We start from the raw sequence: 17942 nt of genomic DNA, 5'->3' as shown, positions 1-17942 counted from the left end.
ATGCAACAGAACAGATCGCAAGTGACCGAGCGCGACGGCTTGTTCGAACTCGAAGCCGGCAGCGACGTCCTCGACAGTCCCCGTTACAACCACGACATGGCACCGACCAAGGTGCGCGAACGAACCTGGAACAAATGGCACATCACCGCGCTGTGGGTCGGCATGTCGATCTGCGTGCCGACCTACACCCTCGGCGGCGTACTCACCGCGTATTTCGGCCTGAGCGTCGGCGAAGCCTTGCTGGCGATTCTGTTTGCCAACGTCATCGTCCTGATTCCTCTCACGCTCAACGCGTTTCCCGGCACCAAATACGGGATTCCGTTTCCGGTGCTGCTGCGTTCGTCGTTCGGCATTCTCGGCTCCAACGTACCGTGCCTGATCCGCGCGCTGGTGGCGTGCGGCTGGTTCGGCATCCAGACCATGTTCGGCGGGCTGGCGATTCACCTGTTTCTCGGCTCGGTGTTCGAGGGCTGGAAATCCCTCGGCGGGACGGGAGAGGTGATCGGTTTCATGGTCTTCTGGGCGCTCAACCTGTGGGTGGTGATCCGTGGCGCCGAGTCGATCAAATGGCTGGAAACCCTGTCGGCGCCGCTGCTGGTGGCGGTTGGCATCGGGTTGCTGGTGTGGGCCATGCCGAATGTGTCGATGACCGAGTTGCTGGCGATTCCGCCGAAGCGTCCCGAAGGCGCGAGCGTGGTGAGCTACTTCGCCGCCGGGCTGACGGCGATGGTCGGTTTCTGGGCCACGTTGTCGCTGAACATTCCTGACTTCAGCCGTTATGCCCGCAGCCAGAAGGATCAGATCCTCGGGCAGATTTTCGGTCTGCCGCTGACCATGTTCCTGTTCGCCGCACTGGGCGTGGTGATGACCGCCGCCTCGGTGAAACTGGTGGGCGTCAGCGTCTCCGATCCGGTGACTTTGATCGGTCATATCCAGAGCCCGGTGTGGGTCGCGGTGGCCATGGCGCTGATCATCATCGCTACGCTGTCGACCAACACTGCCGCCAACATCGTCTCGCCAACCAACGACTTCCAGAACATCGCGCCCAAAGTCATCAACCGCACCAAAGCGGTGATTCTCACCGGGTTCGTCGGTCTGGCGCTGATGGGCCATGAGCTGCTGAAGAAGCTCGGGCTGATCGTCTCCGATGTCAGCCTGGAAACCGTGTATTCGAACTGGCTGCTGGGCTATTCCAGCCTGCTCGGACCGATTGCAGGGATCATGGTGGTGGACTATTTCCTGATCAAGAAACAGCAACTGGACCTGGCTGGCCTGTACCGCGACGACGTGTACCCGGCGTGGAACTGGTCCGGATTCATCGCCTTTGGCGTGCCGGTGGTGCTGACCCTGCTGTCGCTGGGCAGCAGCGCATTCAGCTGGTTCTACAGCTACGGCTGGTTCACCGGCTCGGCGCTGGGCGGGTTGATCTATTACGGGTTGTGCGCGATGCGTGCGACGCCGGTGGCCGTCAAATCGCCGTTGTAATTCCCATAAGAACTGCCTGAGGAGATCCCCATGAACGCAGCCGTAGACGTTCTGCAATCGACCCATCAGCACATCAACCGCGACCGCTTATGGGCGTCGCTCATGGAGCTGGCGAAGCTCGGCGCCACGGTCAAGGGCGGGGTCTGTCGCCTGGCCCTGACCGACCTCGACCGCCAGGCCCGCGACCTGTTCGTGCAGTGGTGCAAGGACGCCGGTTGCAGCGTCACGGTCGATGAAGTCGGCAACATCTTCGCCCGCCGCCCCGGCCGCAACCCGAACCTGCCCCCGGTGATGACCGGCAGCCACATCGACACCCAGCCCACTGGTGGCAAGTTCGACGGCTGCTTCGGCGTGCTCGCCGGCGTCGAAGTGCTGCGCACCCTCAATGATTTGGGCGTGGAAACCGAGGCGCCGTTGGAAGTGGTGGTCTGGACCAACGAAGAAGGCTCGCGCTTCGCCCCGTGCATGATGGGCTCCGGCGTGTTCGCAGAAAAATTCACCCTCGAAGAAACCCTGGCCAAGGTCGATGCCGACGGCATAACGGTTGGCGAAGCGTTGAACGCCATCGGTTACGCCGGACCGCGCAAGGTCAGCGGGCACAAGGTCGGCGCCTATTTCGAAGCGCACATCGAGCAAGGCCCGATTCTTGAGGACGAACACAAAACCATCGGCGTAGTACTCGGCGCACTGGGGCAGAAGTGGTTCGACCTGAAACTGCGCGGCGTCGAAGCCCACGCCGGTCCGACCCCGATGCACCTGCGCAAGGACGCTCTGGTCGGCGCCTCGGTGATCGTCGGCGCGGTCAATCGCGTTGCCCTCGGCCACCAACCCCACGCCTGCGGCACGGTCGGTTGCCTGCAAGCCTATCCCGGCTCACGCAACGTCATTCCCGGCGAAGTGCGCATGACCCTCGATTTCCGGCATTTGGAACCGGCACGCCTCGACTCGATGATCGCCGAGGTCAAGCAAGTCATCGAAGCCACCTGCGAAGAACACGGCCTGACCTATGAACTGACCCCGACCGCCGACTTCCCGCCGCTGTACTTCGAAAAAGGCTGCGTCGAAGCCGTGCGCGGCGCCGCCAAAGGTCTGGGCCTGTCGCACATGGACATTGTCAGCGGCGCCGGCCACGACGCGATTTTCCTTGCCGAACTCGGCCCGGCCGGGATGATTTTCGTGCCGTGCGAAGGCGGTATCAGCCACAACGAAATCGAAAACGCCGCGCCGGACGATCTGGCGGCCGGCTGTGCGGTGTTGCTGCGGGCGATGCTGGCGGCTTCGGCGGCGGTGGCGGGCAAGCAACGCGCGGCGTAAAGCCAGGGTTGAGTAGGCAAGAGATTGTGGCGATCTGGCAGATCGCCACAGACACCCGGCTCAAGTTGTTCTTTTGTGGCTCACCGCTGCCTTGCGCCGTTCCTTGCCATCCGGGCTGCCGATGTTCAACAGCCTTCTTTCGATCATCACGTTTTCCAGTGCCTGCCGCTCTGCCGGGTCCATCTGGTGTTCGCGCTTTTTCAGCTCCAACAGAATGGGTGTGGACCACGTGCGATAGGTCCGTTCGGTAATACGGTCGCTCGTCATTTGTCTCTCCTTGATCAGATGCCCGGCCGCAGGCGCGGACACAATCCGTCGAGGTACTAACGTTAGACGAGAAAGCCGCGAGGCGCGAATAGTCAACGCTCAATCGTGGTTGGCACGATCACAACCGTCCGCGGTCGTAAATTTCACATGCGCGAACTTGTGGAGAATCAATGAGCCGGGACGTCCTGACCACCGAAACCAATCGCCGTCAGTTGCAGCAAATCATTGCCGGGCTGTCCGACGGGGTGATTCTGCTGGAGATCGACCAGACGATTCTCTGGGCCAATGAAGCGGCGCTGGCGATGCATGGCGTCAGCCGCATCGGAGAGCTGGGCAACAACGCCGGGGAATATGCCGAGCGCTTCAATCTGCGGTATCGCAACAACCACGCGCTGGCACCGGAGCAGTACCCGATCTGCCGTGTGGCCGCCGGCGAAACCTTCAGCGACGTGCTGGTCGAAGTCTCCCCGTGCAGTGACGAGGAACGCACCTGGGTACACAGCGTGCGGAGCATGGTGCTGACCGATCGCGACGGCGACATCGAGTCGCTGGTGCTGATCATGAGCGACGTCACCGATTGGGCCAACGCCGAGCAGCGCTTTGAAAAAACCTTCAATGCCAACCCGGCGCCTGCGGTGATCTGCCGCCTCAGCGATCTGCGTTATATCAAGGTCAATCCGGGATTTCTGGAAATGACCGGCTACGCCCGCGATCAGGTGATCGGCGCCTCGACTTATGAGCTGGACATTCTCGAACGGGCCGAGCGCAAGGATCTGGCGATCCAGCGCCTGCGTGATGTCGCGACCATTCCGCAGATGCAGGCCGAACTGCGTCTGCCGGACGGTGGCAGCAAACAGGTTATCGTCGCCGGCCAGCCGTTGGTGCTCAACGACGAAGACTGCATGCTGTTTTCGTTCGTCGACATGGAGCCACGGCACAAGGCCGAGGTCGCCCTGCGCCAGAGTGAGGAACGGTTCGCCAAGGCCTTTCGCCTGACGCCGGTGCCGATCCTGATTTGCAGTGCCGACGAGCAGCGGCTGATCGATGTCAACCAGGCCTTCCTCGATACCTTGGCTTACGACAGCGACGACGTGCTCGGCAAGACCGTCGCGCAACTGGACTTCATCGATGAAAAGGCTGAGCGCGCCCGGTTGCTGGCGGCGCTGGAGAAGACCGGCCGGGTCGATCGCGCCGATATGCGAATCCGCAAGAAAAACGCCGAAGTGCTGGAGTGCGCGGTGTCCGCTGACACCGTCAACATCCAGAACACAGTGTGCTATCTGCTGGTGCTGATGGACATCACCGAGCGCAAGCACACTGAGCTTGAACTGGTGGCAGCGATTGAAGAGGTGATGAAGGATGCGTCGTGGTTCAGCCGCACGCTGATCGAAAAGCTGGCCAATGTGAAGAAGATCAACTCGCCGCAGTTGCCCAGCGTTTCGTTCACCGATCTCACCGCCCGCGAGCGCGATGTTCTGGGGCTGATCTGCGAGGGGCTGGCGGACAAGGAAATTGCTGCACGGTTGAAACTGGCGCCGAATACAGTGCGCAATCATGTGGCGACGGTTTATTCCAAGCTGGATGTGCACAGCCGCAGCGAGGCGATTGTCTGGGCCCGCGAACGGGGGTTGTTCTCGGGGAGCAGCCGGGGACAGCGCTAAGGTGCAAATGCACTAGTTCATGAGGTGCAAATTCGGGTGTCTGACAAGGCAGGCTGTTCTTAGGCTGGTGGGGTGCGATGCGGGTTTCGTTCGTGATCGTGTCCCTTCCGTCGTTGTTATTGGATCAGACCATGAATGTGTTGTTTGTCATTGAACCTGGCGTGTTGCGTCGATTTTCGGAGCTGGCGCGATGATTTATCTGACGCAGTTGCGGGCGCAACTTGAGCGTAGTTTTTCGCCGTTGGCTTGTGAGTGTGTGGTGGATGGGGATCATTCCCTTACTGTGAAGTTGTATCACCCGGCTTCAGGGCAGGTTGATCTGGTGATTAGTGGGTTGAGTCTGGATGCCTTGCGTACTTCGGAAGCGGTGGATGCTTTGGTTGATGAGTTGCGGTATGAGCTTGAGAGTAATTCTTTGCGTTCGCCCAGTTAAACTTGGCGGCCTTTGGGCCGACCAGATTCTTGTTCGGTTTGGGTGAATATCCGTTGCTGCGGTAACGGCTTCTTGGGGTTCCGCCCTTACGGCGGGTCACTTTTGGCAAACGCCCTCTGTGTCAGGCTACCTGTCGCCCTTGTTGATTGACTCGTTCATTCAAGAGGGTGAAGGTGCATAACAATGTCCAATTTAGGCAAGCGCTACGACAGCGACTTCAAAGACTGGGTCGTTTTGCAAATGATGCCGCCCTTTAATCGGTCAGTGGCAGAACTTGCCGTTGCACTCAATCTCACGCCACAGTCGCTGCGAAACTGGAGACAAATGGCCAGAGACAAAGGCTTGATCGTTCCAGGAAACGGCAAAACCAGTGACCAATGGTCTAGCGCCGATAAATTCAATGCTGTTATGGAAACCGCGCCGTTGAGCGAGGTGGAAATTTCTCAGTATTGCCGAATAAAGGGCATTTACCCTGAGCAAATTCAGCAGTGGAGACTGGCCTGTCAAAACGCCAATCCGGTCGTTGATCTCAACTCTCGAACCTCTAAAACGGCCGAGCAACGGCGTATCAAAATACTCGAGCGTCAATTGATCCAGTCAGATGCCGGACGTGCGGAGGCGGTGGCCTTGCTGGAGCTCAGAAAAAAAGCCAATGCGATCTGGGGCAAGGACAAGGAAGACTGATTAACGCCGCTGATCGTACGCAAGCCATGAAGTTGATTGCAGACGCAGTGCAGAGCGGCGCTCGTCGATATCGAGCCTGCAATGAGTTGGGGTTGAGCCTGCGTACAGTCCAGCGCTGGCGATATGCTGACTGTGATGGGCGACTGCTGGCTAAACGGGCAGCTCCGGCTAACAAGCTCAGTGAGTCGGAATGCCAAGCGGTACTTGATGCTGCCAATCAGGCTGGCTACGCCAGCCTTACTCCGCACCAGATCGTCCCCAAACTGGCCGATGAAGGCATCTATCTGGCTTCGGAATCGACGTTTTACCGAGTGTTAAAAGCGGCTCATCAAAACGTGCGTCGCGGCCGAACCAAAGCCCCGAAACGTAGGGTGCTGACGACGCATTGTGCCGATGGCCCCAACCAGGTGTGGTGCTGGGATATCACTTGGTTGCCAAGCACCGTCAGAGGTCGATTTTTCTACTGGTACATGGTCAAGGATGTCTACAGCCGCAAACTGGTCGCCAATGAAGTGCACGAAGTGGAATGCGCCGAACACGCATGCGAGCTGCTTAGAAAGGGATGCTTACGTGAACATACAGCGGGTCGCCCGCTGGTGCTGCACTCGGATAACGGACACGTGATGAGAGGTTCTTTGCTGCGTGAAAGCATGGTTGCACTTGGCGTCGAGCCTTCTTTTAGCCGGCCAAGGGTAAGTAACGATAACGCATATGCAGAGGCACTTTTCCGCACTGCAAAGTACTGCCCGCTCTGGCCGGATCAACCATTTGATACGGTCATTGATGCGAGGCTTTGGGTGCAGAAATTCATCGAGTGGTACAACGAAGATCATCGCCATAGCGCTTTGAAATACGTGACGCCAAACGAGAGGCACGAAGGCAAAGCGACGATGCTATTACAAGCAAGAGCAGCGCTTTATGAGGATGCCAGGAAAGCTAATCCGAGCCGTTGGAGCACTCGGACACGCAACTGGAAACTAGCTGATGCGGTGTATTTAAACCCAGAGCGCCCTGACTTTAAGGGCTCAACTGGCTAACAACGATTGGAACAAGGCGACAGGTGCCTTGACACGCACCGAACGCCCCAAAAGTAACCAAAAGGTCTCTAACCCTGACGTACGGCCCCTCGCTGAGGCTCGGGGTTCCTTCGCTCCGGGATTGATCCGGGGGCATCGCCTACGGTTTGCTTCGCTGCACCTCCTCTCGATGTGTTTGGCTTCGCCAAACGGTCGCTGCGCTCCCACCCCCGGATCAATCCCTCCACTCAGCCTGCCGACGGGGCCAGCACGTCAAAAGCCTTACTCGAGCTAACGCTCATCGTGGTGAGCGGTGAGTGGTGAGGAGCGTAGGGCCGATTTTGATCGTTCCCACGCTCCGCGTGGGAATGCAGCCGGGACGCTCTGCGTCCCAATCCGAGGTTCACCTGTCGGTGATGGCTTGTCGGCGGTGGCGATGGATTAGTCGACTCATTCCGAAAATCGACAGCAAATCCTGCCAGTTCGAGCCATTTCACTGGCACTCACCCCCCACTGGTCTATAAGGAATGAGTGGTTCGGTTTCCATAACCGGGCGTTGTCCTGCTCGGCGACGGGAGTTTTCTTCCATTCATCGCGGGTCATCCTATGAACAATCCTGGGAAACGCGTGTGTGCTTCGTTGTTGTCGGCTTTCGGTCTGGTGCTGCTCAGTGGTTGCGCCAGTCCGCCACCCCCTCCGCCGGCAGCACCGCCTCCGCCACCTGAGCGCACTTGTCAGGTCATGGAAAATACCGAGGTCGCCGGTGATGCCTATGCCGACGGGCAAGTGACTCGACACATCACCAAGACCCGTTGCGTCACTCAATAAGCCGGGCGCCGTTGAAGGCGCGGGTCGAGTGGATTGTGCTGGTGGCCGATCTGGTTGGCACCGCAGTCTTTGCCGTGGAAGGCGCGATTGCGGCGATGCGCAGTCAACTCGATCTGCTCGGGGTGATGGTGATTGCGTTCATCGTCGCGCTCGGTGGCGGGGTGACCCGTGATCTGTTGATCGGTGCTACGCCGCCCAAGGCTGTGGCGGACTGGCGCTATCCGGCGCTGGCATTTGCCATGGGCGGGGTGGCGTTTGTTTTTCATGAGCTGGTGCTGGGCTGGTCCGGTTCGACCCTGATCGTGCTGGATGCGGCGGGATTGGCGCTGTTTGCCGTGGCCGGGGCGCAGAAGGCCTTGAATTTCGGGATCTCGCCGTTTGTGGCCATGTTGATGGGCACGATTACCGGGGTCGGTGGCGGGGTGTTGCGTGACATTGTGCTGGCGCGGGTGCCGGTGGTGTTGCAGGCGGATTTGTATGCCAGCTCGGCGTTTGTCGGGGCGGCGGTGTTGATTGTCGGGCGCAGGCTGGGTGTGCCGCCGGTGGCGGCTGCGTTGCTGGCGGGGGCGGCGTGTTTGTTGTTGCGGTTGTTGTCGGTGCATTTCGGCTGGCAGTTGCCGAAGGTTCTGGAGGCATGAAGAGGGCAGCCCTCGGGCTGCCCTCTTCTTTTGCGTCAGAAGCGGCTCAGGACAGGAATCCGCCGTCCACGTTCAGCGACACGCCGGTGGTGTAGCTCGACGCGTCGCTCGCCAGGTACAGCACGGCGCCGGCCATTTCGCTCGGGTCGGCGACGCGTTTGAGCGGGATCTGCGTCAGGGCCTGTTTCAGGATCGCATCGTTCTTAACCAGGGCCGAGGCGAATTTGGTGTCGGTCAGGCCCGGCAGCAGGGCGTTGCAGCGGATGCCGAACTGGGCGCATTCCTTGGCGAAGACTTTGGTCATGTTGATCACCGCAGCCTTGGTCACCGAGTAGATGCCCTGGAAGATCCCCGGCGAGATGCCGTTGATCGACGCCACGTTGATGATGCTGCCGCCGCCGTTTTCGCGCATCAGCTTGCCGGCTTCCACCGACATGAAGAAGTAGCCGCGGATGTTCACATCGACAGTTTTCTGGAAGGCGCCAAGGTCGGTGTCCAGCACGTTGCAGAACTGTGGGTTGGTCGCGGCGTTGTTGACCAGGATGTCCAGCCGGCCGAACTGTTCCTTGATTCCGGCGAAGACCTGGCTGATCTGTTCCATTTCGCCGATGTGGCAGGCGATTGCTGTGGCCTTGCCGCCGTCGGCGATGATGGCATCGGCCACGTGTTGGCAGCCTTCGAGTTTGCGGCTCGAAACGATGACATGGGCGCCTTGCTGGGCCAGCAGTTTGGCGATGGCCTCACCGATGCCGCGGCTGGCGCCGGAGACGAAAGCGATCTTGCCGTCGAGGTCGAACAACTGAGTCTTGGACATGGGATTCCCTTGTAGTAAACCTTGTTATAACGCCGTCATCAGAGGCTGGATTTGGCAATGACCTGCAGGCTCATCTGCTCCAGCAGTTTGTTCATGTGAATGAACTGCGCGAAGCGTTTGTCCTGGGTCTGGCCATGGAAGAAGCGGTAGTAGATCTGCTGCACGATGCCGGCCAGGCGGAACAGGCCGTAGGTGTAGTAGAAATCGAAATTGTCGATCTGGATGCCCGAGCGTTCGGCGTAATAGTCGACGAATTCGCGGCGGGTCAGCATCCCTGGCGCGTGGCTTGGCTGGCGGCGCATCAGTTGCACCGGTGCCGGGTCGTCGGCCTGGATCCAGTAGGCGAGGGTGTTGCCCAGGTCCATCAGTGGATCGCCGAGGGTGGTCAGTTCCCAGTCGAGCACGCCGATGATCTGCATCGGGTTGTTCGGGTCGAGGATGACGTTGTCGAAGCGGTAGTCGTTGTGGACGATGCTGGAGGTCGGGTGGTCGGCCGGCATCTTGTCGGTGAGCCAGGCTTTGACCTGTTCCCAGTGCGGAGCGTCCGGGGTCAGGGCTTTTTCGTAGCGCTCGCTCCAGCCTTTGATCTGGCGGGCGACGTAGCCTTCCGGTTTGCCCAGATCGCCCAGGCCGCAGGCGTTGTAATCGACCCGGTGCAGTTCGACGAAACGGTCGATGAAACTCTTGCACAGGGCTTCGGTTTTCGCTGAATCCAGCCCCAGTTCAGGCGGCAGGTCCGAGCGCAGGATGATCCCCTTGACCCGTTCCATCACATAGAACTCGGCGCCGATCACCGAATCGTCGGTGCAGTGCACGTAGGCTTTTGGGCAATACGGGAAACCGTCGCGCAACTGGTTAAGGATGCGGAATTCGCGGCCCATGTCGTGGGCGGATTTGGCCTTGTGGCCGAACGGCGGACGGCGCAGGACGAATTCCTGGTCCGGGTATTCCAGCAGGTAGGTCAGGTTCGACGCGCCGCCGGGAAACTGGCTGATCTGCGGTGTGCCGGTCAGGCCCGGAATATGAGCCTTGAGGTACGGATCGATCAGGCTGGCATCGAGTTCTTCGCCAGAGCGGATACGGGTGGACTGGTCAGTAAGCGCCATGCTTATCCCTTCTGCTTATTTTGGAGGCCAGACATCATTGGCTAATCTAATGGCGCGCTCGGGTCGTCACAAGCGCGGTCCGGTCTTATAGGTTAGCGTGTTGGACGGTAATCAACTTTAGGAATGGGCGTGGCGTCCCGCAGCCCAACGCCGCCACGCTTGGCATGATTTCGGCAGACGCCGAATCCCGGCGTCTTGAACTTTGCCTGGCGCGCTTTAGTGCACGCGCTGGTTGTTCAGTTTCGGCGGCAACTGGAGGGGCGTCAGCACCGGTTGGCCGGAGAAGAAAGCCACCAGATTTTTGCCCACCAGTTCCACGGTGCCCTGGGTGGCTTCCGGTGATAACCCGGCGACGTGCGGGGTCAGAAGCACATTGCTGAGGTTTTTCAGTGCATCGGGCACTTGCGGCTCGTGATCGAACACATCCAGCGCCGCCCCGGCGATGCGACGTTGTTCCAGTGCGCTGATCAGTTCAGCGGTGGCGATGACGCTGGCGCGGGCAATGTTGACGATAAAACCGTTGGGCCCCAGGGCATCGAGCACCGGGCGGGTCACCAGATGCTGGCTGCCGATGCCGCCGGGCGTGGCGACCACCAGAAAGTCCGAGGCCCGGGCCAGTTCGGTCGGGGTCGAGCAGAACGCGTAAGGCACGTCGCTGCGCACCTGACGGTTGTGGTAGCTGATCTCCATGTCGAAGCCCAGGCTTGCGCGTTTGGCGATCGCCATCCCCACCGCGCCCAGCCCGAGGATCCCCAGACGCTTGCCGGCCAGTGACGGACGCATGATCTTCGGCCATTCACCCCGGCGCACGGCTGCGTCGCAGCGCGGTATGTCACGCACCAGCGCCAGCAACATGGCCATGGCGTGGTCGGCCACCGACGAAGCGTTGACACCGGCGCCGTTGGTTACAGTCAGGCCACGGTCGCTGGCGGCTTGCAGGTCGACCTGCTCGTAACCGGCGCCGATCACGCAAATGATTTTCAGCGCGGGCAATGCGGCGATCTCTTCAGCGTATAACCCCAGGGGGCCACGGGTCAGCACCGCGTCGATCCGCGCCCCGTGGGTGGCGATGGCTTGCGCGCGTTCGGCAGGGGTCGGCGCGAGAATCAGGTGAAAACCCTGATGTTCGAGAATCGGCAAATAGTCATTGATGGTTTCAACCAGTACCAGAACGGTGGCGGGCATTGCTTGGCTCCTGTGATCGTCGGTCTTCGGGCGCAAAAGTCGGTTCAGAGTGCTGACTCCAGAGCGGTTTGGCAATGGCTGGCGCGGCCTCGCATCAGGCAGTGTAGGAGCTGACGCGGGGAGTGCGCGGGTGCTTTGTCAGAAGCTGACATCGGCGCTCACGTTCACTGAATCAGGTCACGTACTGGGCGATGCCGTTGCCGAACGACCAGTTCTCTTTTTTCACCTCCACCAGATTGATAAACACATCCTCCTGACGCACGGCCAGTTGCTGGTTCAGGTTGCGCGCGATGGTCTGGAACAGCCGTTGTTTCATCTCGACGGTACGGCCTTCGCTGATGGTCAGCTGGATGAACACGATGCCGTCGCTGCGCTGGATCCCCAGGTATTGCGGGTCATAGATCAAGTGCTGGTCGTCGTGCTCGGCCAGGACCTGAAAGTTGTCATGTTCCGGCACGTTGATCTCGCTGCGCAGGGCGGCGTAGATCACTTCGCCAATGCGTTTGGCGAACGTCGGGTCCGGGTTCTTCTTGATGTCGACGCGGACGAGGGGCATGGGATGGCTCCACAGGCGAGGGGGACTGGACGGGAATGTCAGTCAATTCGCCATTGGGTATAGCCGAAAAATGCCGGTCAGTGAGGTTGTTTAAAAACGTTAGGAAATGGACGCACCATCCTGCGGGATTTACGGATGTTGCCTACAAGTGCTGCCGGATTCATCCGCTATACGGCGGGGTGAGAAGCGCGGAACCATAGAGAGCAGGACGGGATGCGCTCTTCAGGACGGAGCGGCAACCCGGACGGAAATTGCCATCAGCCAAGGAAGGCCAATGCTTCAGAACAACCGTGAAAACCTGGAACTCGACAGGCTGCATAACGAAACGCGAAAACTGGTGGCTGAGCGGCAGAAGCTTCTGGCGGAAGAGAAGAAGCTGAAGTGGGAGACGTATTTCTATCCAGTCGCGGTGGTGGCCGGCGTGTTGACGGCAAGCGCGGCGTTAGCGGGCGTCTTTTTCAAGTTTTGAATGTTCGTTTTCGCAATCTTCAGACACATGACCCAAAAGGAAATCAACATGAGCACCTATGACGCCAAAGCCAGAATGGAGCAATTGGAACGGGAACACGATGAGTGGGCCGAAAAAATACGGATCAAGAACAGGAAAGAAATGCGCCCGATCTGGGGTTTGCTGGGGTTGGGCATCTTTTGCATGTCCCTCGGCTTCATGTTGGCCCGATCAATCTGATCGGGTTTTCCCATGGCACATTCGGCGCCGGTACATTCCATAAAACGACATATGGCGTATCTGGCGCCGACAGTCTTTTTCCCAAAAGCGACAAGCCTCCGATCTGCTCCGCACAACCATTCCTCAGCTAAGTCTTTGCTTCTGCTCATTTATCGCGGAGAATCGCGCCCCTGTTTCGGCCGGAGCATGTCTGTCGGTTTTTTCCGACGCGTCCTGACCGAGTGGCAAGTGACCGGAATGCGGAGATCCGACCGGATGAATGATCAGGCCAATAGCGTCGAACAACGCTTTGAGGCGGCAGCACCAGCCGAACTGTCGAGCTGGAATCGCCATGACACTACCTGGATGTTGGGACTGTTCGGGACGGCCATCGGCGCCGGTACCCTGTTTTTGCCGATCAACGCAGGTCTGGGTGGCTTCTGGCCGCTGGTGATCCTCGCGCTGCTGGCCTTCCCGATGACGTTCTACGCACACCGCGGCCTGACCCGCTTCGTGCTTTCCGGTCGCGAAGGCGCCGACATCACGGACGTGGTGGAACAGCATTTCGGCATCAAGGCCGGCGCGCTGATCACCCTGCTGTACTTCTTCGCTATCTTCCCGATCCTGCTGATCTACAGCGTTGGCCTGACCAACACGGTCGCCAGTTTTCTCGAGCACCAACTGCACATCACGCCGCCACCGCGCGCGCTGCTTTCGTTCGTGCTGATCCTCGGCCTGCTGGCCGTGGTGCGCTGCGGCGAGCAAGTGATCGTCAAGGCCATGAGCCTGATGGTGTATCCGTTCATCGTCGCGCTGCTCTTCCTGGCGGTGTACCTGATTCCGCACTGGAACGGCGGCATCCTGACCACCGCTTCGCAAGTGCCGGCACCGTCGGCGCTGCTGCACACGCTGTGGCTGGCGATTCCGGTGATGGTGTTCTCTTTCAACCACTCGCCGATCATCTCGGCGTTTGCTGTGGATCAGAAGCGTCGTTACGGCATTCACGCGGATGAGCGCAGCTCGCAGATCCTGTCCCGCGCGCACCTGCTGATGGTGGTGATGGTGCTGTTCTTCGTGTTCAGCTGCGTGCTGACCCTGTCGCCGGAGCAACTGGCGGAAGCCAAGGCGCAGAACCTGTCGATCCTGTCGTACCTGGCCAACCACTTCAGCAACCCGACCATCGCGTTCGCGGCGCCACTGATTGCGTTCGTGGCGATCTCCAAGTCGTTCCTCGGCCACTACATCGGTGCCAGCGAAGGCCTGAAGGGCTTGATCGTCAAAAGCGGCAAGCGTCCGGGCGCCAAGGCGCTGGACCGCATCGTGGCGGCGTTCATGCTGGTGGTGTGCTGGATCGTGGCGACCCTGAACCCGAGCATCCTCGGCATGATCGAAACCATCGGTGGCCCGGTCATCGCGGCGATCCTGTTCCTGATGCCGATGTACGCGATCCGCAAAGTGTCGGCGATGGCCCGTTATCGTGGGCAGATGTCGAACGTGTTTGTCACCGCAGTGGGTCTGGTGGCCATTTCGGCGTTGATCTATTCGCTGACGGCGTGAGATCCAACACAAGATCCCGTTTGATCTTGTGAAACAGAAAGGCCGATCTGCCTCGCAGGTCGGCCTTTTTTTGTGCCTGCGATCTTCGCGGGGCGAGGCCCCATCCGGCAGGCATAAAAAAACGCCGCTCATCTCGCGATGGGCGGCGTTTTTCATTGCGTTGCAGCGTTAGGCTTGAACGACAGGGATCTTGGCGTTCGCAGCCGCTTCACGGAACTCGGCAATCTGGTCGAAAGACAGGTAGCGGTAAACGTCGGCCGCCATGCTGTCGATCTTGCCAGCGTATTCCATGTACTCCTCGACGGTCGGCAGGCGACCCAGGATCGAAGCAACGGACGCCAGCTCAGCCGAAGCCAGGTAGACGTTCGCGCCGTCGCCCAGACGGTTCGGGAAGTTACGGGTCGAGGTCGACACCACGGTGCTGTTCGGCTCAACGCGTGCCTGGTTACCCATGCACAGCGAGCAGCCTGGCATTTCCATGCGGGCGCCGGCCTTGCCGTAGATGCCGTAGTAGCCTTCTTCGGTCAGTTGGTGAGCGTCCATCTTGGTCGGCGGCGACAGCCACAGACGGGTTGGCAGCTGACCCTTGACCTGATCCAGCAGTTTACCGGCAGCGCGGAAGTGACCGATGTTGGTCATGCACGAACCGATGAACACTTCGTCGATCTTCTCGCCAGCAACGCTGGACAGCAGACGGGCGTCGTCCGGGTCGTTCGGCGCGCACAGCACAGGCTCGCTGATGTCGGCCAGATCGATTTCGATGACTTCGGCGTATTCGGCGTCGGCATCGGCTTCCATCAGTTGCGGGTTGGCGATCCAGGCTTCCATCGCTTGAGCACGACGCTCCAGGGTACGCGCATCGCCGTAGCCTTCGCCGATCATCCAGCGCAGCAGGGTGATGTTGGACTGCAGGTACTCGGTGATCGACTCTTTCGACAGCTTGATGGTGCAACCGGCAGCCGAGCGTTCGGCCGAGGCGTCGGACAGTTCGAACGCCTGTTCCAGAGTCAGACCTTCCAGGCCTTCGATTTCCAGGATGCGGCCGGAGAAGGCGTTTTTCTTGCCTTTCTTCTCAACGGTCAGCAGACCGTTCTGGATGGCGAAGTAAGGAATGGCATGAACCAGGTCACGCAGGGTGATGCCAGGTTTCATTTTGCCTTTGAAGCGCACCAGGATCGATTCCGGCATGTCCAGCGGCATGACGCCGGTGGCAGCGGCGAACGCGACCAGGCCGGAACCGGCCGGGAACGAGATGCCCATCGGGAAACGGGTGTGCGAGTCACCACCGGTACCCACGGTGTCCGGCAGCAGCATGCGGTTCAGCCACGAGTGGATGATGCCGTCGCCCGGACGCAGGGAAACACCGCCGCGGGTCATGATGAAGTCAGGCAGGGTGTGGTGGGTGGTCACGTCGATCGGCTTTGGATAAGCCGCGGTGTGGCAGAAGGACTGCATCACCAGATCAGCGGAGAAGCCCAGGCACGCCAGGTCTTTCAGTTCGTCACGGGTCATTGGACCGGTGGTGTCCTGAGAACCTACGGTGGTCATCTTCGGTTCGCAGTAGGTGCCAGGACGAACGCCTTTGCCTTCTGCCAGACCGCATGCCTTGCCGACCATTTTCTGCGCCAGGGTGAAGCCCTTGGTGCTTTCAGCCGGTGCTTCAGGCTTCTTGAACAGGTCGAACGCTGGCAGACCCAGTTCGGCGCGAGCCTTCTCGGTCAGGCCACGGCCGATGATCAGCGGGATACGGCCGCCGGCGCGGACTTCGTCCAGCAGCACCGGGGTCTTCATTTCGAAGGTGGTGATGACTTCGTCGGTACCGTGCTTGCAGACTTTGCCTGCGTGCGGGTACAGGTCGATCACGTCGCCCATGTTCATGTTCGATACGTCGAACTCGATTGGCAGTGCGCCGGCATCTTCCATGGTGTTGTAGAAGATCGGAGCAATTTTGCTGCCGAAGCAGAAACCGCCAGCGCGCTTGTTCGGCACGTAAGGGATGTCGTCGCCGAAGAACCACAGGACCGAGTTGGTCGCCGATTTACGCGAGGAACCGGTACCGACCACGTCACCGACGTAGGCGATAGGGAAGCCCTGGCCGCGCATTTCTTCGATCTGCTTCATCGGGCCGGTCTTGCCTTGCTCGTCCGGAACGATGCCGTCACGGGCCATTTTCAGCATGGCCAGGGCGTGCAGCGGGATGTCTGGACGCGACCAGGCGTCTGGGGCAGGGGACAGGTCGTCGGTGTTGGTTTCGCCGGTGACCTTGAAGACGCGCAAGCTGATCTTGTCGGCCAGCACCGGGCGCTTCTTGAACCACTCGCCGTCAGCCCAGGATTGCAGCACGGCCTTGGCGTGAACGTTGCCGTTCTTGGCCTTTTCAGCCACGTCGTGGAAAGCATCGAACATCAGCAGGGTGTGCTTGAGTTCCTCGGCGGCCACTGGCGCCAGCTCGGCGTCGTCCAGCAGTTCAACCAGGGTCACGATGTTGTAGCCGCCCTGCATGGTGCCGAGCAGTTCTACAGCGCGCTTCTTGTCCAGCAGAGGGGAGGAGACTTCGCCCTTGGCCAGTGCGGAGAGGAAACCGGCCTTGACGTAGGCGGCTTCGTCCACTCCTGGTGGTACGCGATTGGTGATCAGGTCAACGAGGAAAGCTTCTTCGCCAGCCGGAGGATTCTTCAGCAGCTCGACCAGGCCTGCAGTTTGTTCGGCGTTAAGCGGCTGGGGAACGATACCCAGGGCTGCACGCTCTTCGATATGTTTGCGGTAGGCTTCAAGCACAGTTATTACCCTCATCAGTGGTCCCAAATGGGTGTCCGGGACGCTCATCCCGAAATTGCCGTACTCATGCTCCTCACGACGTTGTGGGTCGTTCGGCCAGAATTACCGGCAATTCCTTACAGAAGCTGCTTTCAAAGTTTTACGCCTGCAGAACGGGGAGCTGATGAGGGTTGGCGTATGGCTTTTCCCCGCTGGAAAAACCTTACGCCAACACCGCTCTGAAGGAACGACTGTGCTCGTGACGCTTTGAAAACAGCTTCTAACGGACATTGGCGCCTAAAAAGGCTGGCTGATTCTACGGCAAAAAAAATTTAAAGGTAAGTCGCGCTCTATTGGACTTTGGTTGCGTTGTGCGCGGCTGGGGCAAACCCTGATCCGGCGCTTGTCCCTGACGTTTGAGGGGTGATGAATGGCGGACAAAGGGCTAACATGCCGACCTGTTCCGCGTTTCAAGTGTTTTGCCCACTCTATGCCCAATCAGACCATCAAGACCCCTTGCGTCGGCCTCTGCTCCACCGTTTACGGTGATCTGGTGTGCCGTGGCTGCAAGCGTTTCCACCACGAAGTGATCCATTGGAACGGTTACAACGAGGAGGAAAAGCGCGCGGTCTGGCTGCGTCTTGAGCAATTGCTGTCACAAGTGATGGCGAGCAAGGTCGAGGTCTTCGATCCGGCGCGTCTGCGCCATCAGCTGGAGCAGCGCAAGATCCGCTTCGTGCCGCATCAGTCGGAATATTGCTGGGCGTATCAGCTGATCGCCCGGGGCGCGCGGGTGATTATTAATCTGGAAGCCTACGGCATGGTGCTGCTGCCGGAGTTTCGTGACTGGAACCTGCCGGAACTGCGCGATGCCATTGATCGGGAATTTTTCCTGCTGTCGGAAGCGCACTATCAGCGCTACATCGCGCCCGGTTTCCTCAAGGACGCCCTCGGCGACTGACCTATTGCTATCG

General features: G+C 59.7%; 17 protein-coding genes. 11 read left to right on the top strand and 6 right to left on the bottom strand.

Annotation, left to right across the window (positions count from 1 at the left end):
• A complete protein-coding gene (locus K3819_RS17800; RefSeq protein WP_221397615.1) occupies nucleotides 1–1485 on the top strand; it encodes an NCS1 family nucleobase:cation symporter-1 in 1485 nt (494 codons plus the stop codon).
• Nucleotides 1486–1515: 30 nt separating this feature from the next.
• Nucleotides 1516–2799, top strand: a complete 1284-nt coding sequence (locus K3819_RS17795; RefSeq protein ID WP_221397614.1) for a Zn-dependent hydrolase — start codon at nucleotides 1516–1518, stop codon at nucleotides 2797–2799.
• Between the two features lie 60 nt (nucleotides 2800–2859).
• Here K3819_RS17795 and K3819_RS17790 read toward each other — a convergent pair whose 3' ends face one another.
• Complete coding sequence (locus tag K3819_RS17790; RefSeq protein ID WP_221397613.1) at nucleotides 2860–3066, bottom strand: hypothetical protein; 207 nt, start codon at nucleotides 3064–3066, stop codon at nucleotides 2860–2862.
• A gap of 170 nt (nucleotides 3067–3236) precedes the next feature.
• Between K3819_RS17790 and K3819_RS17785 the strand changes: the two genes are divergently transcribed.
• The 5 genes from K3819_RS17785 (at nucleotide 3237) to K3819_RS17765 (ending at nucleotide 8326) form a co-directional block, all read left to right on the top strand.
• The gene (locus K3819_RS17785) at nucleotides 3237–4727 is read left to right on the top strand and encodes a helix-turn-helix transcriptional regulator (protein WP_221397612.1); all 1491 of its coding nucleotides are present in this window, start codon (nucleotides 3237–3239) and stop codon (nucleotides 4725–4727) included.
• A 190-nt stretch (nucleotides 4728–4917) separates the two neighbouring features.
• The gene (locus K3819_RS17780) at nucleotides 4918–5160 is read left to right on the top strand and encodes a DUF1652 domain-containing protein (protein WP_085667570.1); all 243 of its coding nucleotides are present in this window, start codon (nucleotides 4918–4920) and stop codon (nucleotides 5158–5160) included.
• A gap of 183 nt (nucleotides 5161–5343) precedes the next feature.
• Nucleotides 5344–6881 (top strand): IS3 family transposase gene (locus tag K3819_RS17775; RefSeq protein WP_139834536.1). Its coding sequence is split into 2 segments (ribosomal slippage): nucleotides 5344–5794 and nucleotides 5794–6881, totalling 1539 coding nucleotides; the frame shifts between segments, so codons are not numbered across the junction.
• Nucleotides 6882–7466: 585 nt separating this feature from the next.
• Nucleotides 7467–7688: a hypothetical protein gene (locus tag K3819_RS17770; protein WP_221397611.1), complete on the top strand. Its 222-nt coding sequence runs from the start codon at nucleotides 7467–7469 to the stop codon at nucleotides 7686–7688.
• Nucleotides 7673–8326, top strand: a complete 654-nt coding sequence (locus K3819_RS17765) for a trimeric intracellular cation channel family protein (RefSeq protein WP_236189071.1) — start codon at nucleotides 7673–7675, stop codon at nucleotides 8324–8326. Before K3819_RS17770 ends, K3819_RS17765 begins: the two co-directional genes overlap by 16 nt.
• A gap of 46 nt (nucleotides 8327–8372) precedes the next feature.
• On the opposite strand, the gene K3819_RS17760 is transcribed toward K3819_RS17765, so the two are convergent.
• The 4 genes from K3819_RS17760 to K3819_RS17745 form a co-directional block, all read right to left on the bottom strand.
• A complete protein-coding gene (locus tag K3819_RS17760) occupies nucleotides 8373–9140 on the bottom strand; it encodes an SDR family oxidoreductase (RefSeq protein WP_064597516.1) in 768 nt (255 codons plus the stop codon).
• A gap of 38 nt (nucleotides 9141–9178) precedes the next feature.
• A complete protein-coding gene (locus K3819_RS17755; RefSeq protein WP_085610665.1) occupies nucleotides 9179–10246 on the bottom strand; it encodes a phosphotransferase family protein in 1068 nt (355 codons plus the stop codon).
• Nucleotides 10247–10462: 216 nt separating this feature from the next.
• Nucleotides 10463–11431, bottom strand: coding sequence for a 2-hydroxyacid dehydrogenase (locus K3819_RS17750; protein ID WP_221397610.1), 969 nt, complete (start codon nucleotides 11429–11431; stop codon nucleotides 10463–10465).
• 172 nt (nucleotides 11432–11603) lie between these two features.
• The gene (locus tag K3819_RS17745) at nucleotides 11604–11987 is read right to left on the bottom strand and encodes a tautomerase family protein (RefSeq protein ID WP_064597510.1); all 384 of its coding nucleotides are present in this window, start codon (nucleotides 11985–11987) and stop codon (nucleotides 11604–11606) included.
• Nucleotides 11988–12261: 274 nt separating this feature from the next.
• Here K3819_RS17745 and K3819_RS17740 point away from each other — a divergent pair, with 274 nt between their 5' ends.
• From K3819_RS17740 to K3819_RS17730, 3 genes are all read left to right on the top strand, one after another.
• Nucleotides 12262–12456 carry a hypothetical protein gene (locus K3819_RS17740; protein ID WP_064597508.1) on the top strand — a complete coding sequence of 65 codons (195 nt, stop codon included), beginning with the start codon at nucleotides 12262–12264 and terminating at the stop codon, nucleotides 12454–12456.
• A gap of 48 nt (nucleotides 12457–12504) precedes the next feature.
• Complete coding sequence (locus K3819_RS17735; RefSeq protein WP_167443778.1) at nucleotides 12505–12675, top strand: hypothetical protein; 171 nt, start codon at nucleotides 12505–12507, stop codon at nucleotides 12673–12675.
• Between the two features lie 255 nt (nucleotides 12676–12930).
• Nucleotides 12931–14211, top strand: a complete 1281-nt coding sequence (locus K3819_RS17730; RefSeq protein ID WP_085610663.1) for an HAAAP family serine/threonine permease — start codon at nucleotides 12931–12933, stop codon at nucleotides 14209–14211.
• Nucleotides 14212–14379: 168 nt separating this feature from the next.
• On the opposite strand, the gene acnB is transcribed toward K3819_RS17730, so the two are convergent.
• On the bottom strand, nucleotides 14380–16989 hold the full coding sequence (acnB, locus tag K3819_RS17725; protein WP_041475328.1) for a bifunctional aconitate hydratase 2/2-methylisocitrate dehydratase: 2610 nt from the start codon (nucleotides 16987–16989) through the stop codon (nucleotides 14380–14382).
• A 469-nt stretch (nucleotides 16990–17458) separates the two neighbouring features.
• On the opposite strand from acnB, the gene K3819_RS17720 reads away from it, so the two are divergent.
• Entirely contained in the window at nucleotides 17459–17929 is a 471-nt protein-coding gene (locus tag K3819_RS17720) for a DUF1289 domain-containing protein (protein WP_085610662.1), read from the top strand.
• Nucleotides 17930–17942 lie beyond the last annotated feature (13 nt).

This window comes from Pseudomonas sp. 3-2, assembly GCF_019710535.1.
In the GTDB taxonomy this organism is placed as follows: Bacteria; Pseudomonadota; Gammaproteobacteria; order Pseudomonadales; family Pseudomonadaceae; genus Aquipseudomonas; species Aquipseudomonas pharyngis.
The sequence above is the reverse complement of the archived record's forward strand: the minus strand, read 5'-3'. Positions and strand labels throughout refer to the sequence as shown.